This window comes from Phenylobacterium hankyongense (assembly GCF_003254505.1).
Taxonomy (GTDB): Bacteria; Pseudomonadota; Alphaproteobacteria; order Caulobacterales; family Caulobacteraceae; genus Phenylobacterium; species Phenylobacterium hankyongense.
Genome location: NZ_QFYP01000001.1, coordinates 2,220,291 through 2,235,683 on the forward strand (window position 1 = coordinate 2,220,291; position 15,393 = coordinate 2,235,683).

Annotated in this window: 12 protein-coding genes; 9 read left to right on the forward strand and 3 right to left on the reverse strand. The window is 70.7% G+C overall.

Features of this window, described 5'->3' with window-relative positions; translation table 11 throughout:
• Positions 1 to 141: 141 nt before the first annotated feature.
• The 9 genes from DJ021_RS10795 (at position 142) to dmeF (ending at position 9,880) form a co-directional block, all read left to right on the forward strand.
• On the forward strand, positions 142 to 2,376 hold the full coding sequence (locus tag DJ021_RS10795) for a TonB-dependent receptor (RefSeq protein WP_165837183.1): 2,235 nt from the start codon (positions 142 to 144) through the stop codon (positions 2,374 to 2,376).
• A 12-nt stretch (positions 2,377 to 2,388) separates the two neighbouring features.
• Positions 2,389 to 2,904, forward strand: a complete 516-nt coding sequence (locus DJ021_RS10800; RefSeq protein WP_111457551.1) for a VOC family protein — start codon at positions 2,389 to 2,391, stop codon at positions 2,902 to 2,904.
• On the forward strand, positions 2,901 to 3,848 hold the full coding sequence (locus DJ021_RS10805) for a cyclase family protein (protein ID WP_111457552.1): 948 nt from the start codon (positions 2,901 to 2,903) through the stop codon (positions 3,846 to 3,848). The genes DJ021_RS10800 and DJ021_RS10805 overlap by 4 nt, the downstream gene beginning before the upstream one ends.
• A gap of 85 nt (positions 3,849 to 3,933) precedes the next feature.
• On the forward strand, positions 3,934 to 5,178 hold the full coding sequence (locus DJ021_RS10810) for an LLM class flavin-dependent oxidoreductase (RefSeq protein ID WP_111457553.1): 1,245 nt from the start codon (positions 3,934 to 3,936) through the stop codon (positions 5,176 to 5,178).
• 188 nt (positions 5,179 to 5,366) lie between these two features.
• Positions 5,367 to 6,263, forward strand: a complete 897-nt coding sequence (locus DJ021_RS10815) for a Tim44 domain-containing protein (RefSeq protein ID WP_207801813.1) — start codon at positions 5,367 to 5,369, stop codon at positions 6,261 to 6,263.
• Between the two features lie 99 nt (positions 6,264 to 6,362).
• Complete coding sequence (locus DJ021_RS10820; RefSeq protein WP_111457555.1) at positions 6,363 to 6,848, forward strand: universal stress protein; 486 nt, start codon at positions 6,363 to 6,365, stop codon at positions 6,846 to 6,848.
• A gap of 101 nt (positions 6,849 to 6,949) precedes the next feature.
• Positions 6,950 to 8,290, forward strand: coding sequence for a formimidoylglutamate deiminase (locus DJ021_RS10825; protein ID WP_111459065.1), 1,341 nt, complete (start codon positions 6,950 to 6,952; stop codon positions 8,288 to 8,290).
• A 56-nt stretch (positions 8,291 to 8,346) separates the two neighbouring features.
• On the forward strand, positions 8,347 to 8,622 hold the full coding sequence (locus DJ021_RS10830; protein ID WP_111457556.1) for a metal/formaldehyde-sensitive transcriptional repressor: 276 nt from the start codon (positions 8,347 to 8,349) through the stop codon (positions 8,620 to 8,622).
• A 10-nt stretch (positions 8,623 to 8,632) separates the two neighbouring features.
• Positions 8,633 to 9,880 carry a CDF family Co(II)/Ni(II) efflux transporter DmeF gene (gene dmeF, locus DJ021_RS10835; protein ID WP_111457557.1) on the forward strand — a complete coding sequence of 416 codons (1,248 nt, stop codon included), beginning with the start codon at positions 8,633 to 8,635 and terminating at the stop codon, positions 9,878 to 9,880.
• 24 nt (positions 9,881 to 9,904) lie between these two features.
• Here the strand turns inward: dmeF and DJ021_RS10840 are convergent, their stop codons facing one another.
• From DJ021_RS10840 to DJ021_RS10850, 3 genes are read right to left on the reverse strand one after another with little or no spacing between them, the layout of a single operon-like run.
• Positions 9,905 to 12,949: an efflux RND transporter permease subunit gene (locus DJ021_RS10840; RefSeq protein ID WP_111457558.1), complete on the reverse strand. Its 3,045-nt coding sequence runs from the start codon at positions 12,947 to 12,949 to the stop codon at positions 9,905 to 9,907.
• Complete coding sequence (locus DJ021_RS10845; RefSeq protein WP_111457559.1) at positions 12,946 to 13,992, reverse strand: efflux RND transporter periplasmic adaptor subunit; 1,047 nt, start codon at positions 13,990 to 13,992, stop codon at positions 12,946 to 12,948. Before DJ021_RS10845 ends, DJ021_RS10840 begins: the two co-directional genes overlap by 4 nt.
• Entirely contained in the window at positions 13,989 to 15,299 is a 1,311-nt protein-coding gene (locus tag DJ021_RS10850; RefSeq protein WP_207801814.1) for a TolC family protein, read from the reverse strand. Before DJ021_RS10850 ends, DJ021_RS10845 begins: the two co-directional genes overlap by 4 nt.
• Between the last annotated feature and the right edge of the window lie 94 nt (positions 15,300 to 15,393).

The window sequence follows — 15,393 nt, forward strand, 5'->3', positions numbered from 1 at the left end:
CCATACGCTTGTTATATAACGGTGGTTACGGAATCCCTTTCGCTTCGCAGAACGTGTGTTATGTTTTGCCCCATAAGGCGGGAGGCGCGGGCCTTGGGCCCCGGACCTCCTCGCTGGACATAGGGGGAGACCATGGGCCGCTTGACCCGTGCCGCTGTGCTGTCCGCGTCCGCCCTGACCGGCTTCACCGTGGCCAATGCCGCGACCGCCGCGCCGGCCACCCCGCCCAACACGATCGAGGAGCTGATCGTCACCGCGCAGAAGCGCGAGGAGAGCGCCCAGACCGTCCCGATCGCGCTCACCGCCCTCTCGGGCGAGAGCCTCGAACGCCAGGGCGTGGTCGGCTTCCAGGACCTCGGCACGCAGGTCCCGTCCCTGCGCTTCGGCTCCGGGGTCACCGGCGGCGAGAACGTCATCACCCTGCGCGGCATCGGCAGCCAGAACACCACCAGCGGCGGCGACTCCCCGGTGGCCTACAACCTCGACGGCGTCTACCTGGCGCGCACCACCTCGGTCGATCCGGAGTTCTTCGACATCGACCGCATCGAGGTCCTGCGCGGGCCGCAGGGCACGCTCTACGGCCGCAACTCGGTGGGCGGCTCGGTGAACGTCATCACCCGCCATCCGACGCCGGAGTTCGCCGCCCACGCCGACGCCATGATCGGGAACTACGACGCGCGGATCTTCCGCGGCTGGGTGAACGTGCCGATCACCACCCAGGGCGACTTCCAGATGAGCGGCCGGCTGGCGGCGGTCTCGGCCGAGCACGACCCCTACCAGAAGAACCTGTTCGACGGTCCCGGCGCGCCGCACAACGGCGACGCCCAGGACTTCTGGATGGTCCGCGGCGAGCTGCTCTTCAAGTTCTCCCCGCGGGCGGATTTCCTGCTGATCGCCTCGACGTCGTGGAACGGGGCGCCGGCCGCCACCAAGACCCGCTGGGAGCTCGCGCCTGGGCGCTACGTCGGCGCGCTGCCCTATCTCACCGATCCGCGGCAGGTGCGGAAGAACTCCCCGGAGGACCTGGACCAGCGCAACCACTATGTCAGCGGAACCTTCACCTACGACTTCGGCCCGGCGACCTTCACCTCGGTGACCGGCTACGCCTACGGCTCGTGGCGGCAGTCCAACGATCCGGACGCCTCGGAGCTGACGCTCGCCAACAATCCCTACTGGACGCTTCGGCAGTTCCAATGGTCGGAGGAGGTCCGGCTGGCGTCCAACACTCCGGACCGTCCGCTGAAGTGGATCGTCGGCGCCTTCTACTTCAAGGAGAAGGCCTCCCAGACGTTCCAGTTCTTCGACACCGGGCTCAATTCGACGACGCCGTTCACCGACAATTTCATCTTCACCAACGGCGGCGACTTCAAGACCACGTCGTGGGCGCCCTTCGGCCAGATCGACTACGACCTGGCGAAGACCAGCGTCGGCATTCCGCTGACGGTCACCTTGGGCCTGCGCTACACGAAGGACACCAAGAAGGGCTTCGACTTCCTCAACTTCGAGCTGCCGAGGGTGCCCTTCGTCCTGCCGGCGTCGAAGAGCTTCGACCGCAGCTGGAACCAGACCACCGGCAAGTTCGGGCTGAGCTACCAGGCCAACCCGCAGTTGCTGATCTACGCCAACGCGTCGAAGGGCTATCTGTCGGGCGGCGGCCTGGTCGGCAACTTCCCGGGCATCTACCAGCCGGAGAAGGTCAAGGCCTATGAGGCCGGCTTCAAGTCGACCGTGCTGGACCGACGGCTGCTGATCAACGGCGCGATCTATCGCCAGGAGATCACCGACATGCAGGTGTTCGTCCAGGACATCACCGGCTCGCGCATCGACAACGCCGGCCGCGCCCACGTGAACGGCCTGGAGCTCGAGGCGATCGCCACCCCGGCGGACGGCCTTCGGCTGAACGCCTCGCTCACCTACACCGAGGCCAAGTACGACAGCTACGTCACCATCGACAATCGCTTCGCCACCGCCGCGCCGGGCTGCGACCCGGTGACCCGGCTGTGCGACTTCGCCGGCCACCGGCTGGTGCAGACGCCGAAGTACACCTTCGACGTCGGCGCCCAGTACACCTTCAACACCTCGTTCGGCCAGATCACCCCACGGGTCGACGTGTTCGCCTCGGGCGACCTGTTCTTCCTCTCGGCCAACTCGCCGTTCGACCGGCAGGGCGCCTACACCCTCACCAACGCCAACGTCACCTGGCGCGACCCGACCGGGCGCTATTCGGTGGAGGCGTTCGTGCGCAACGCCTTCGACAAGGACGTGATCTCCAACGACGGCCTGCAGTCCAACACCCTGGGCGGCGGCTTCGGGCTCGACAATTACACCTACTATCCGCCGCGCACCTTCGGGGTGCGCGTGGGCGTCGATTTCTAGGGGAGGCGGGCGATGGCCGAGGCGACCTGGGCGCTCACCAGCTTCTACCACACCGTGGTCAACTGCCGTGACCTCGACAGCTCGGTGGCGTTCTACAAGCTGCTCGGCTTCGAGGTGCTCAACGACCGCCGCCACGTCACCTGGCCGGACTTCGTGGCCGGGATCTTCGGCCTCAGGCGCGCCAACGGCCGCGGGGTGCTGATGGTGCTCCCGACCGACCGCGACGGGCCGATGATCGACCTGATCGAGTGGCTCGAACCCCGCGCGGCCTTTCCCGATCCGGCCCAGGCCGCGGAGACCGTGCCGCGCATCCTCGCCTTCCGCACCCGCAACGTGCTCCAGGCGCACCAGGCGCTGTCGGCCCAGGGCGTGCGCTTCACTCGCGAGGTCTACGAGCCCGCCCCGGAGCTGGGGCTGGTGGGCTCCTGCTGCTGCCACGATCCGAACGGCAATCTCATCGAACTGATCGAGCTGCAGCCGGGCGTGCGGCACTCGCGGGCCAACGAGGCCCTGGCGAGGACCCAATGAACGACCTTCGCCACCCGCATCCGCAGGCCATGAGCGGCGAGGAGCTGACGGCGCTGTTCGAGCAGGTCTCCAACTGGGGGCGGTGGGGACCGGACGACGAGCGGGGCGCGCTGAACCACATCGGCGCCGCGGAGGTCGCCCGCGCCGCGGCGCTGGTCCGCGAAGGCCGCACCGTCAGCCTGTCGCGCGACTTCCCGACCCAGCCGGGGCCGGAAAACCCCTGGCCGGCGCAGCACCACATGGTGATCGCCGGCGACGACCCTTGCGTGCCCGGCGTCGACGGCCTGGAGGTCTCCACCGACTACATCGGCATCGCCTTCCACGGCATGGCGTCGAGCCACATCGACGCGCTCTGCCACGTCTTCGCCCAGGGCCGCATGTACAACGACCATCCCGCCACCGAGGTGAAGAGCACCGGCGCGCGGCGCAACACCATCATGGCGGCCCGGGACGGGATCGTCGGCCGCGGCGTGCTGCTGGACGTGCCGCGGGCGCTTGGCGTCGCGTTCGTCGACCCCGAGCACCTGACCACCGCCGCCGAGCTGCAGGCCACCGAGGCGGCGCTGGGGGTGACGGTTGGCAAGGGGGACCTGCTGATGGTTCGGCTGGGTCGCGACGTCCGGCGGGCCGCGATGGCCGACCAGGCGGTCCCGGGCCTCGACCCCCGGGTGGTCGCCTGGCTGCACGAGCGCCAGGTGGCGGTGCTGGGCGGCGACGGGGTCCACGATCCGATCCCGTCCGGCGTCGTGCATCGGGACTGGGCCATGCCGATCCACATGCTGGGGCTGGCGGGCATGGGCCTGCACCTGATGGACAACCTCGACCTGGAGCCGCTGGCGGAGGTCTGCGCCGAGCTCGGCCGGTGGACCTTCCAGCTGGTGGCCGCGCCGCTGAGGATCGCCGGCGGCACCGGCTCGCCGCTCAATCCGATCGCCATCTTCTGAAGGACCGCGCCATGGGACCAACGACTGTGAACGCCGCCCAGATACATAACGGGCGTTATGTATCTTTCGAGATGGAGGATGGACGATGAAGTTCGACGTGTTCTGCGAGATCCAGCGCGCCTTCCCCTGGGGCGGCAAGGATGAGGCGAGCCTGTTCCGGGAGGTCCTGGCCCAGGCCAAGGCCGCCGAGGCTGCCGGGTTCGAGATCTGGTGGCAGGTCGAGCATCACGGGGCGCCGGAGTTCAGCTATTCCTCGGCGCCGGAGGTGGTGCTGACGGCCATCGCCATGACCACCGAGCGGCTGCGGGTCGGCCATGCCGGCGTGCTGGCCCCGTTCCGGATCAACACGCCGCTGCGGGTGGCGGAGCGCGGCGCCACCCTCGACGTGCTCTCCGGCGGGCGCTTCGAGCTCGGCCTGGCCAAGTCGGGCGGCAAGGAGTGGGAGACCTTCGGGGTCAATCCGGACACCGCCCGCGACCAAGTGCGCGACGCCATGCACATGATCCCGCGCATGTGGACGGAGCCGGAGTTCGCCTGGACGTCCGCCGACTACGAAGTGCCGCCGCGCAACGTGCTGCCGAAGCCCCTGCAGAAGCCGCACCCGCGGCTGTGGCAGACCTGCGGCAGCCCCGACAGCTTCTACATGGCCGGCGAGATGGGGGTGGGCGCGCTCGGCACCACCCTGCTCAGCCCGGTGGCGTTCCTCGGCCAGATGCTGCGCGAGCACGACCGCGGACTGGCCGACTGCAAGGCGCCGGCCGGCAAGCTGGTCAACGCCCAGAAGGGCGTCTTCACCTTCGTCCACCTGGCCGAAAGCCGCGCCCAGGCCATCGCCAACGGCGCCGCCTGGTCGGCGCTCTGGTACGTCAACGCCGCGCCGGTGGTGTTCAAGGTGCCGCGGCGGATCTGGTACGACATGATCAAGAAGGGACTGCACCCCCACTCGGCGCGCGACACCGCCGCGCTTGCAGGCCTCGACCCCCACGAGGTGGAGATCCAGCCGGACGACCCGGAGGTGGTGAAGATCCTGAAGCGCATGGCCCAGGGCGCGGACATCAGCTTCCAGGAAGCCCACGAGGCGCTGGAGCCGCTGGACAGCGTGGTCATCGGGGACCCCGGCCATTGCGCCGAGAAGCTCCGCGCCTACCAGGCGATCGGCGCGGACCGAATGATGTGCCTGATGCAGTTCGGCTCGATCCCCCACGAGGCGGTGGTTCGCAGCATCGACCTCACCGGCGATCACCTCGTGCCGGCGTTCGCGCCGGAGAGGTTCGAGGCGGGGACGTCGGAGGCGGGCAGGTCCGACGACCTGGCCGTCACGGCGATCTGATCGCGGGCCGGGCCCCTGAGGTCCTGGCCACGACCGGGCCGGGTCCCTACATTCCGCGTGATAGGGAGAGACTCATGGCCAGCCTGAGATCGAAGATCGGCGCAGCGTTTGGCGTGGCGTTGGCGCTGGGGGTGCTTGTCGCCGCGCCTGCGGAGGCGCGTCGGGGTGGGAGTTTCGGCAGCCGGGGGATGCGCACCTATTCGGCGCCCCGGCCGACGTCGACCGCGCCCGGCTATGTCCCGCCCGTGCAACGCTCGATGACCGCGCCGCCGGCGGCGCAGCCGGGCGGAGCCTATGCGCCGCAACCCGGCACGCCCGGCTACGCTTCGGGCGGCGCCCGTGCTGGCGGCCGGTTCGGCGGCTTCGGCGGAGGATTGCTCGGCGGCCTGGTGGCCGGCGGCCTGATCGGCGGCCTGATGGGCCATGGCTGGGGCGGCGGCTGGGGGGGCGGCGGGGGCGGTGGCTTCCTGACCATCCTCCTCCAGCTGGCGATCCTGGCCTTCGTGGTCTCGCTGGTGATGCGCTGGTTCCGGCGACCGCGCGTGGCCGCGGCCGGCTTCAACAGCCCCTTCGAAGCGCCGGCCTACGGCGGCCCCTCGGGCTTTGGCGGCGGTGGCGGATTCGGCGGCGCGGCCCCGAGCCCACAGGCCCCCTATGTGCCCGCCTCCGGCCCGGCCTGGGAGATTCCGATCGACCAGCAGGACCGCGACGCCTTCGAGCGCCTTCTGATCGAGATCCAGGACGCCTTCGGCCGCGAGGACTACGGCGCGCTTCGCGAGCGCACCACTCCAGAGATCATGTCCTACCTCGCCGAGGAGCTGAGCGAGAACGCCACCCATGGGCGGCGCAACGAAGTCAGCGGCACGCGCCTGCTGCAGGCCGACGTCGGCGAGGCCTGGCGGGAGGGCGACACCGAGTACGCCACAGCGGCCATGCGCTACGAGGGCGTCGATGTGATGCGCGACCGCAGCTCGGGCGCGGTGCTGTCAGGCGATCCGGCCAAGGCGTCGCAGACCACCGAGCTCTGGACCTTCGCGCGCCAGGCCGGCGGGCCGTGGAAGCTGTCGGCCATCCAACAGGGCTAGACGGGTCGCGACCGACTTCATCGCGCTCGACATCTACGCCGGCCGGGTTCTTTGTAGACGGTTGAACGAACGTCGTTTTGAGCGGCGGAAGGCCCGACCATGTACAAGCGCATCCTGCTGGCCAGCGACGGCTCCGGCGAAAGCCTCGTCGCCCTGCGCGAGGGCGCGCTGATCGCCAAGGCCCTGCAGGCCGAGGTGTTCCTGCTGATCATCGAGCCTGACACCCCGGGCCGGCGAATGGCCGACGGCGTCTATCCCACCCCCCACGATCCCCACACCCGCGAGCTGCTGCAGCGGGGCCTCGCGCGGCTGGCCCGCCTGGGCGTCGCGGCCAGCGGCGAGGTGATGACCGGCGAACCGGCGGTCGCCATCGCCGCCCGCGCGCGGAGGTTCACCGCCGACCTGATCGTGGTCGGACACCGCCGGCAGAGCCTGCTGGAGCGATGGTGGTCGGGGGCCTCGGGGGCCTACCTCGTCGACAACGTGACCTGCAGCGTGCTGGTCGCCCGCGACGTCATCACCGACGAAGAGTTCGAAGCCCATCTGGCGGCCGCCTCGGCGACGGACACCCTCGTCGCCATCTAGCTGAACCGCGGCTCCGATCGGGCCCCGGCGGTTGGAAGTGGCGCTCTTATTGTCTAGTCATAATGAGCGCGCCTGCGCTTTCCTCCGCCCTGGGGATGGACATGACCCGACTGTGGTTTCGCGCCGCGCTGCTGCCGGACGGATGGTCGGAGCGCGTGCGCCTGGTGACCGAAGGCGCCGAGATCCGCTCAGTGCAAACCGGCGTCGCGCCTGAAGCGGGGGACGAGATCCAGGGCTTCGGCCTGCCGGGCCTCCCCAACCTGCACAGCCATGCCTTCCAGCGCGCGATGGCCGGGCGGAGCGAGCGTCGGGGCGGCGAACGCGACAACTTCTGGAGCTGGCGCACCCAGATGTACGCCCTGGCGCAGGCGATCACCCCCGCCGACCTCGAGGCCATCGCCGCGCTGGCCTATGCGGAGATGCTGGAAAGCGGCTTCCTGCGGGTGGGTGAGTTCCACTACGTGCATCACGACCGCGACGGGACGCCCTTCGCCGATCCGGCCGAGATGGCTGCGAGCCTGGTGGCGGCCGCGGCGACAACCGGGATCGGCCTGACGCTGCTGCCGGTCTACTACGCCCACGCCGGCTTCGGCGGGCTGGCGCCGAGCCCGGCCCAGCGCCGGTTCATCCACGACCCGGACAGTTACGCGCGGCTGCTGGAGGCCTCGGAACGGGCGCTGACGGGGCTCGAAGACGCGCGGCTCGGGATCGCCCCTCACAGCCTGCGCGCCGTGACGCCCGACGCGCTCACCCGCCTGGCGCAGCTGAGGCCGGACGGTCCGATCCACATCCACGTCGCCGAGCAGACGGGCGAGGTCGAGGACTGCCTGACGTGGTCCGGTCTGCGGCCGGTGGCCTGGCTGATGCAGAACCAGCCTGTGGACGCGCGCTGGTGCCTGGTCCACGCCACCCACGCCGAGCCGGGTGAACTGGCCGCGATCGCGGCGAGCGGCGCTGTCGTGGGCCTCTGCCCGATCACCGAAGCCAACCTGGGCGACGGGGTGTTTCCGGCCGCCGAGTTCGTCGCGCTGAACGGCCGGTTCGGGATCGGCTCGGATTCGAACGTGCTGATCGACGCCGCGCAGGAACTGCGGCTGCTGGAATACGGCCAACGCCTGGTGCGCCGCGAACGCAATGTCCTGAGCTCGGCAGACCAGATCTATGCCGCGGCCTGCGCCGGCGGCGCGCAGGCGCTGGCCGCGCCGGCCGACGCCTTGAGCCCTGGCGCGGCGGCGAACCTCATCAGCCTCGACGCGGACGATCCCTCGCTGTTGAGATCCACGCCGGACGAGATCCTGGGCCGGTGGGTGTTCGCCGCGCGGCGGCCGGTGGTGGACGGCGTCTGGCGCCGCGGCCGCAAGGTGGTCTCCGGCGGCCGCCACCACGCCCGCGATGCGATCGTGGCGCGATACCGCGACGTCCTGGAGCGTCTCCGCGCCTGATCCAAGCCTCGGGGGGACCGTTGACATAGGGTGGCCCCCTATCCTAGGTCCGCCTCATGCACACCATTCGTGAGAAACAGCGACTGCTTGCGCGGGTTCGCAGAATCCGGGGCCAGGTGGAAGCGATCGAGCGGGCCCTGGAGTCCGAAGCCGGCTGCGAAACCATCATGCACCAGATCGCCGGGGTGCGAGGGGCGATCGCCGGCCTGACGGCGGAGGTCATCGACGACCATATCCAGACCCACCTGGTGGACCTGGAAAAGCATCCTGGGGCGCTGAACACCGCGGCGGCCGAAGAGCTCATGGCGGTCATCCGCACCTATCTCAAATAAGGCTTGCAGCATGACGTCCCCTCAAACCTCGGCCGTCGGCCACAGCCACGTCTTCCTCGGCGCTGCGCACGAGGCTAGCGAGCGCCGGACCTGGGCGGTGATCTGGCTGTGCGGGGCGATGATGATCGGCGAGGTCGTCGGCGGCCTGGCCTTCGGATCGATCGCCCTGGTGGCCGACGGGCTCCACATGTCCACGCATGCCGGTGCGCTGCTTCTGGCGGCGCTCGCCTACACCTACTCGCGCAAGTACGCGCAGGACCCGCGGTTCAGCTTCGGAACTGGAAAGCTCGGCGACTTGGCCGGCTTCTCCAGCGCTATCGGGCTGGCGATGATTTCGCTGCTGATCGGCTACGAGGCGCTGACCAGATTCCTGCATCCGGTCGCCATCCACTTCGGCCAGGCGATCCCGATCGCCGTGCTCGGGCTGATCGTGAACCTCGCCAGCGCATGGCTGCTCAGCCGCGGCGGACACGATCACCACCACGGTCACGGCCATTCGCACGGCTCGGACGAGCATGACCACGCCGAAGAAGCGCACACCGTCCGGGCGTCCGGGGGCGCCCTGGTGCTCAGCGTGTTCGAGGACGGCGTTCCGCCGCGGTTTCAATTGCGGCGGCCGGCCGGCGCCCTGCTGCTGGCGAAGTCCATCGCCCTGGAGACTCGACGGGCGGACGGGGCCCGGCAGGCCTTCACCTTCACGGATCGTGGCGGCTACCTGGAGTCCGTGGAGGAGATCCCCGAACCGCATGCGTTCGCCGCTCGCCTGCGGATCGACGGAGAGGGCGACCACGAGGTTGTGTTCGAGGAGCACGATCACGACCACGCCGACCACCATCGCGACAACAATCTGCGCGCCGCCGTCATCCACGTCGCGGCCGACGCCGCCGTCTCCGTGCTGGTGATCATCGGCCTCGTGTTGGCGCGCGTGTTCGGCTGGGTCTGGATGGATCCCCTGGCCGGCCTGGTCGGCGCCTGCGTCATCGCCAGCTGGTCCTACGGCCTGATCCGGGACACCGGAGCCATCCTGCTGGACATGAACCCCGATCGGCGACTGGCCGATCGGATGCGTCGGACGGTCGAAGCCTGTGGCGACGAGGTGGCCGATCTCCATCTCTGGCGGCTGGGCCCGGGACACCTTGGCGCCATCGTTTGCGTGGCGACCAGCGCGCCGCGTGACGCGGCGTTCTACCGCCAGAAGCTGAGCGCCTTCCCGGCCCTGTCCCACCTCACCATCGAGATCGCCACGCCGGCCAGCTGACCGTGCCGGCCGTAGCCTCCCCGCTCAGGTCTTCTGGCGCATGGTCAGGCCGATCAGCACAGGCATCGCCAGCAGGACCAGCGGGTACTGCAGCAGCAGGCCGGCGATGATGGCGATCGCCAGCGGCTGCTGGATCCCCGATCCCTGGCCGATGGCCAGCGCCAGCGGGGTCAGCGTCAGGATGGCGGCCAGGGTGGTCATGGTGATCGGCCGCAGGCGTTCGCGGGCCGCCTGGCGCAGCGCCTCGCGGGTCGGCATCCGCTCGGCGAACTCGGCGTATTCGGAGACGAAGAAGATCGCCATCTCCGTGCCGATCCCGATGATCATGGTCATGCCCATCAGCGCGGTGATGTTCAGCTCGACCTTGGTCAGGAACAGCGCCGTGAACACCGCGGTGGTCGACAGCAGCGAGCAGCCGATGATGATCACCGGCAGCCACAGCCGGCGGTAGATGATCAGCAGCAGGATGAACTCGGCGATCAGGGCGGCGATGAACACCTTGGCGAGGCCGGCAAAGGCGATCTGCTGTTGCTGGTAGAGGCCGCCGAGCTCGTAGCGGACGCCCGGGCCCAGCATCCCCGGCTGGGCCAGCGCCGTCTTCACGTCGCCCACCGCCGCGCCCATGCCGCGGCCCACGATGCGGCCGGTGACGGCGATCATCGGCTGCAGGTTGTCGCGCGAGATCTCCGGCTGGCCGGTCACCGGGACGATGGTCGCCACCCGGCTTAGCGGGAACACATGGCCATCCGGGGCGCGGATCGGCAGGGCCGCGAGGTCCGGCTCGCGCAGGCTGAGCGCGTCGGGGAGGCGCACGCGGACGCCGACGATCTTGGTCGGCTGCGGCAGGTTGGTGGCCACCGCGCCGGCGATGGCGGTGGACAGCGCCTGGCTGACCTGGTCCGGCGTCATGCCTTCGATGCCGGTGCGGACCGGATCGACGCGGACGTCGAGGGCGTCGCCGGCCAGCCTCACGCCGCTCTTCACTTCGGCGACGCCGGAGATCTTCGAGATGGCGGCGGCCACGCGCTCCGCCTGCGGGATCAGGCTGGCGGTGTCGGCGCCATAGAGCTTGATCTCGATCGGCTGTGGCACGGCGGTGAGGTCGCCGATCAGGTCCTCCATCAGCTGCGCCACCTCGATCTGCACGCCGGGCACCAGGGCGGTCGCCTTATCGAGGACGGCGTTCATCACCTCGGGCGTGCCGCGCTTATGGTCGGGCTTCAGGCGCACGAAGTAGTCGCCGTGGTAGCTCTGGCCGAGGTTGCCGCCGAGCCCCGTGCCCAGCCGGCGCGAGAAGGTCTCGACCTCGGGCGTGGCCTTCAGGATGGCGTCGATCTGCGCCACCTCGCGGCCGGTCTCGTCGAGTGAGGTGCCGGGCTTGGTCGTGTAGTCGATGATGAAGCCGCCCTCGTCCACCTTGGGCATGAAGCCGGTGGGGACCGCGCGAGAGGTCATGAACCCGCCGACCAGCAGCACCGCGACGACCACCGCCAGGATCCACGGCCGCTTGAACACGGCGTCGAGCAGCCTCAGGTGTTGGCGCCCCAGCCAGCTGGTCCGGCCGGCCCCGGGATCGCGCCAGCGGTCGAAGTTGATGATGCGGCGGGCCAGCACCGGCACCACCAGCGCCGTCATCAGGTAGGAGATCGCCAACGCCGCGGCCATGGTGATCGACAGCGCCTTCGAGAAGGCGCCGGTCACGCCGCCCAGGAAGCTCAGCGGCAGGAACACGATCAGGGTGGCGAGGCTCGACCCGGTCAGCGGCGTCATGAACTCCCGCGCCGCCGGCATGACCGCGTCGGCGCCCATGGTCCCCTCGCCCTCGGGCCTGGGCGCGCCGGCGCGGCGGGCGATGTGCTCGACCATGACGATCACGTCGTCGATCAGCAGGCCCACGGCCGCGGCGATGCCGCCCATGGTCATGATGTTGAAGCTCATCCCGGCGATGCTGAGCACCAGCACCGTGGCGGCCAGGGTGGCGGGCACCACCAGCACGGCGATCAGGGTCACCCGCCAGCTTCGCAGGAACATGATCAGCACGATGGCGGCCAGCACCAGGCCGATCAGCACCGCATCGCGCACGCTGGAGGCGGACTGGGTGACGAGCTCGCTCTGGTCGTACCACTTCACCAGCCGGACGCCGGGCGGCAGCTTGAAGGTGGCCAGGCTGCCCTGCACCGCCTTGGCGATCTGCACGGCGTTGCCGTCCGGCTGCTCATAGACGTTGAACAGCACCGCCGGACGGCCGTCCTCCACCACCCGCGTCCACTGCGGCATGACGCCGTTGGACACCGTGGCCACGTCGCGCACCCGCACCACGCCGGTGGGATCGGAGCGCACCACGACCTCCGCCACGTCGGCGGCGCGCAGGATGCTGCGGTTGGAGATCACCAGGAACAGCTTGCCGCGATCCTGCAGCCGCCCGACCGCCTGCAGGCTGTTGCCGGCGCTCAGCGCGTTGGAGAGGTCGGTCATCGACAGGTTGTAGGCGGCCAGCCGATGCGGATCGGCGAGCACCTGCACCTCGGAGGTCTCGCCGCCCTGGACGGCGACCCGCGCCAGCCCGGGGATCGAGGAGAGCAGCGGCTTGATCTGGTACTGGGCGAGGTCCTGCAGCGCCACCGGCGAGGCGGTGTTCGACTCCAGGGCGTAGGAGATGATCGGGAAGACCGTGGGGTCCATCCGCCGGACCTCGTAGGCGGCGCCCGCCGGCAGGGTGGGGAGCGTCTTGGCGACGGCGGCGTCGACCAGCAGCGTGGAGGCGATCATGTCGCGCCCCCAGCCGAAGTCGATGGAGATCTGGGCCGAGCCGCGGCTGGTCTCGGAGCGGACGTCGAGCACGCCCGGCACCATCCGGATCGCCTCTTCCACGGGCCGGGTGACGAGCAGGGCGGTCTGGTCGGCGGGGCGGCTGCCGGCGTCGAGATCGACCACCACCCGGGGGAAGGCGACCTGCGGGAACAGTCCCACCGGCAGGCTGACCGCCAGCGCCACGCCCGCCGCGGCGAGCGCGAAGGCGATCAGCAGGATGGCGCGCCATTGCGCATCGAGGAAGCCGACGAACTTCATCGGGCGACGGCCGCGGTGCGCACCTGCGCCCCGGTCTCCAGCTGGTACGCGCCGTCGGCCACCAGGGGCAGGCGCGGATCGAGCGGACCCTGGACGACGTCCACGTCGCCGGCGTTGCGGACCACCGAGACGTCGACCCGCTGGGCCTTGCCGCCGCTGACCTGGAACACGTAGTCGCGCTGTCCGTCGTTGAGCACGCCGACGTGCGGCGCGATCCAGCCGCTGACCTGTCCGATCGTGACCGCGGCGCGGAAGGCGTCGCCGAGGACGAGGCCGCCGCCGGCGACGCCGATGTCGGCGTCGACGAGCCGGGTCCGCGGATTGAGCGCCCCCGTCACCCGCAGCACCTGCCCTGGCACGCTCGGACCGCCCGAGAGGCTCTGCACGGTCGCCGGCTGGCCGGGCCGCAGCCGCGCCGCCGAGGCCGGGTCGAAGCCCGCTGTGACCACCAGGCCGCCATTGCGGGCGACCGTCATCAGCGCCGCGCCGGCCATCGTCTGGTCGCCCACGGCGACCGGGATCGACACCACCACGCCGTCGAACGGCGCCGTCACGCGGCCGGAGGCGACGCCGGCGCCCTGCTGGGCGAGGGCGGCGAGATTGGCCTGGGCGCTGCGCAGGCCCGCCTCGGCCTGGGCCACCTGGTCCTGGGTGGCGAGCTGTTGCGAGAACAGCTGGCTGACGTGGGCCTGCTGGGTCTCGGCGAGCTTCACCGCCGCCGCGGCCTGGCGGTAGGCGCTGACCGAGGTCGGCTGGAGGCTGTAGGCCAGCAGCGGCTGACCGGCCCGCACCAGGGCGCCCGGGGCGACGAGGATGGCGTCCACCTGCGCCGGCTGGCGCACGCTCAGCGTCTGCAGCGCGCCGGTCGCCGGCGCCGCGGCGCCGTAGACCGTCACCACGTCGGGCACGGCGCCCTGGGTCGCCGGCTGGGTGCGCACCAGCACGCTCGGCTTCGGCGCGGGCGGCGGCGGCTGGCTGCAGGCGGCCAGGGCAAGCGTGGCGCCCGCCGCCTGGAGGGCGAGAAGGATGGGGCGCGACGTCATCGCGGGGTTTCCTGTGACAACGGTTGAACGGAAGGCAGCCCGGCGCCGACGACGGTGGCGATCGCCACCTGCTGCTCGAGCAGCGTCTGCTCCAGGGTGATCGCCTGCGCGGCTCGGGTGAGGCGGGCGTTGACCAGGTCCACGTAGGTGCGCTGGTCGATATTGCGGGTGCGCATGGCGGCTTCCGCCTGGGCGGCGCGGCGCTCGGCGACGGGCAGGTCGGCGCGCGTCTGCTCCAGCTGGGCCTGGGTGACGGCGATTTCCTTCAGCCGGGCGCGGACGTCGCCCACCGCGGCGGTGAGCCGGGCGGCGTATTCCTCGTGCAGCTGGACCCGGGTGGCCCGCTCGATGGCGATGCCGCCCTGGTTGCGGTCGAAGATCGGCAGGCCGAGGCTGGCGGTCGGGCCGCCGTTGCGCACGTTGGCGTTGTCGCTGCCGCCGGAGGCGCCCATGGTCAGGTTGGGGAACTGCGACAGCAGCGCCGTGCGCAGCTTGGCGTCCTCGGCGGCGTAGCCCAGCTGCAGCGCCACCAGATCGGGCCGCCGCTGCGCCAGGTTGGGCAGGTCTCGCTCGATCGCCGCGGGATCCAGCGGCGGCAGGTCCACGGTGTCGGCGAGCGGCACGACCACCTCGGGCGCGAGGCCCAGCAACGCGTTCAGCTGGTGCCGCTCGGTGAGCAGCCGGCGTTGCAGGTCGTCGAGCTGGACCTGCGTGGCCTGCTGCGTCGCCAGATAGGGCGCGGTGTCCGTCAGGGTCAGGTTGCCGGCCGCGACGGCGGTCTCCAGCCGCTGGCCGCGCTGGGCGAGCAGGTCGCGCGCCTGGGTGAGGAGCGTGAGGCTGTGCTGGCCTTCGATCAGGTCGACGGCCAGCAGGCGGGCCTGGCCGGCGACCTGCCATTCGCGCCAGAGGATGTCGGCGTCGACCTGCTGCACGGTCTTCTGCGCCGCCTCCTTGCGGGTGCGGTAGGTGAGCAGGGCGTGGATGTCGAAGCTCAGCGCCGCGTTCCAGGCGGTGGTGGTCCCGACGCCGGCCAGCAACGGCAGGATGGCGAAGCTGAGCTGCGGATTGGGCAGCACGCCGGCCTGGATCAGCTGGGCCTGGGCGACACCGTGCTGGGCGCGGACCGCGCGCAGGTCGGGGTTGTTCTGCACCGCCAGGGCGGTGACCTGCTCCACGCTGAGGGGTCCGGCGGGCAGAGGCTGGTCGTGGGCCAGTTGGTCGACCGCAGGCGCCAGCTGCGCGGCGGCGGTAAGCGGCAGCGGCGAATAGCTCGCGCAGCCCGTCAGAAGGGCCGCCGCCAGCGCCACGCACGCCGTTGAAAGTGCGGGCCTGCGTGCAGGTGCGCCTTCGCCATCCTTGTCCATCTCGAACTCTCTCCCGCGCCCACGCGCGCCTGGCCGG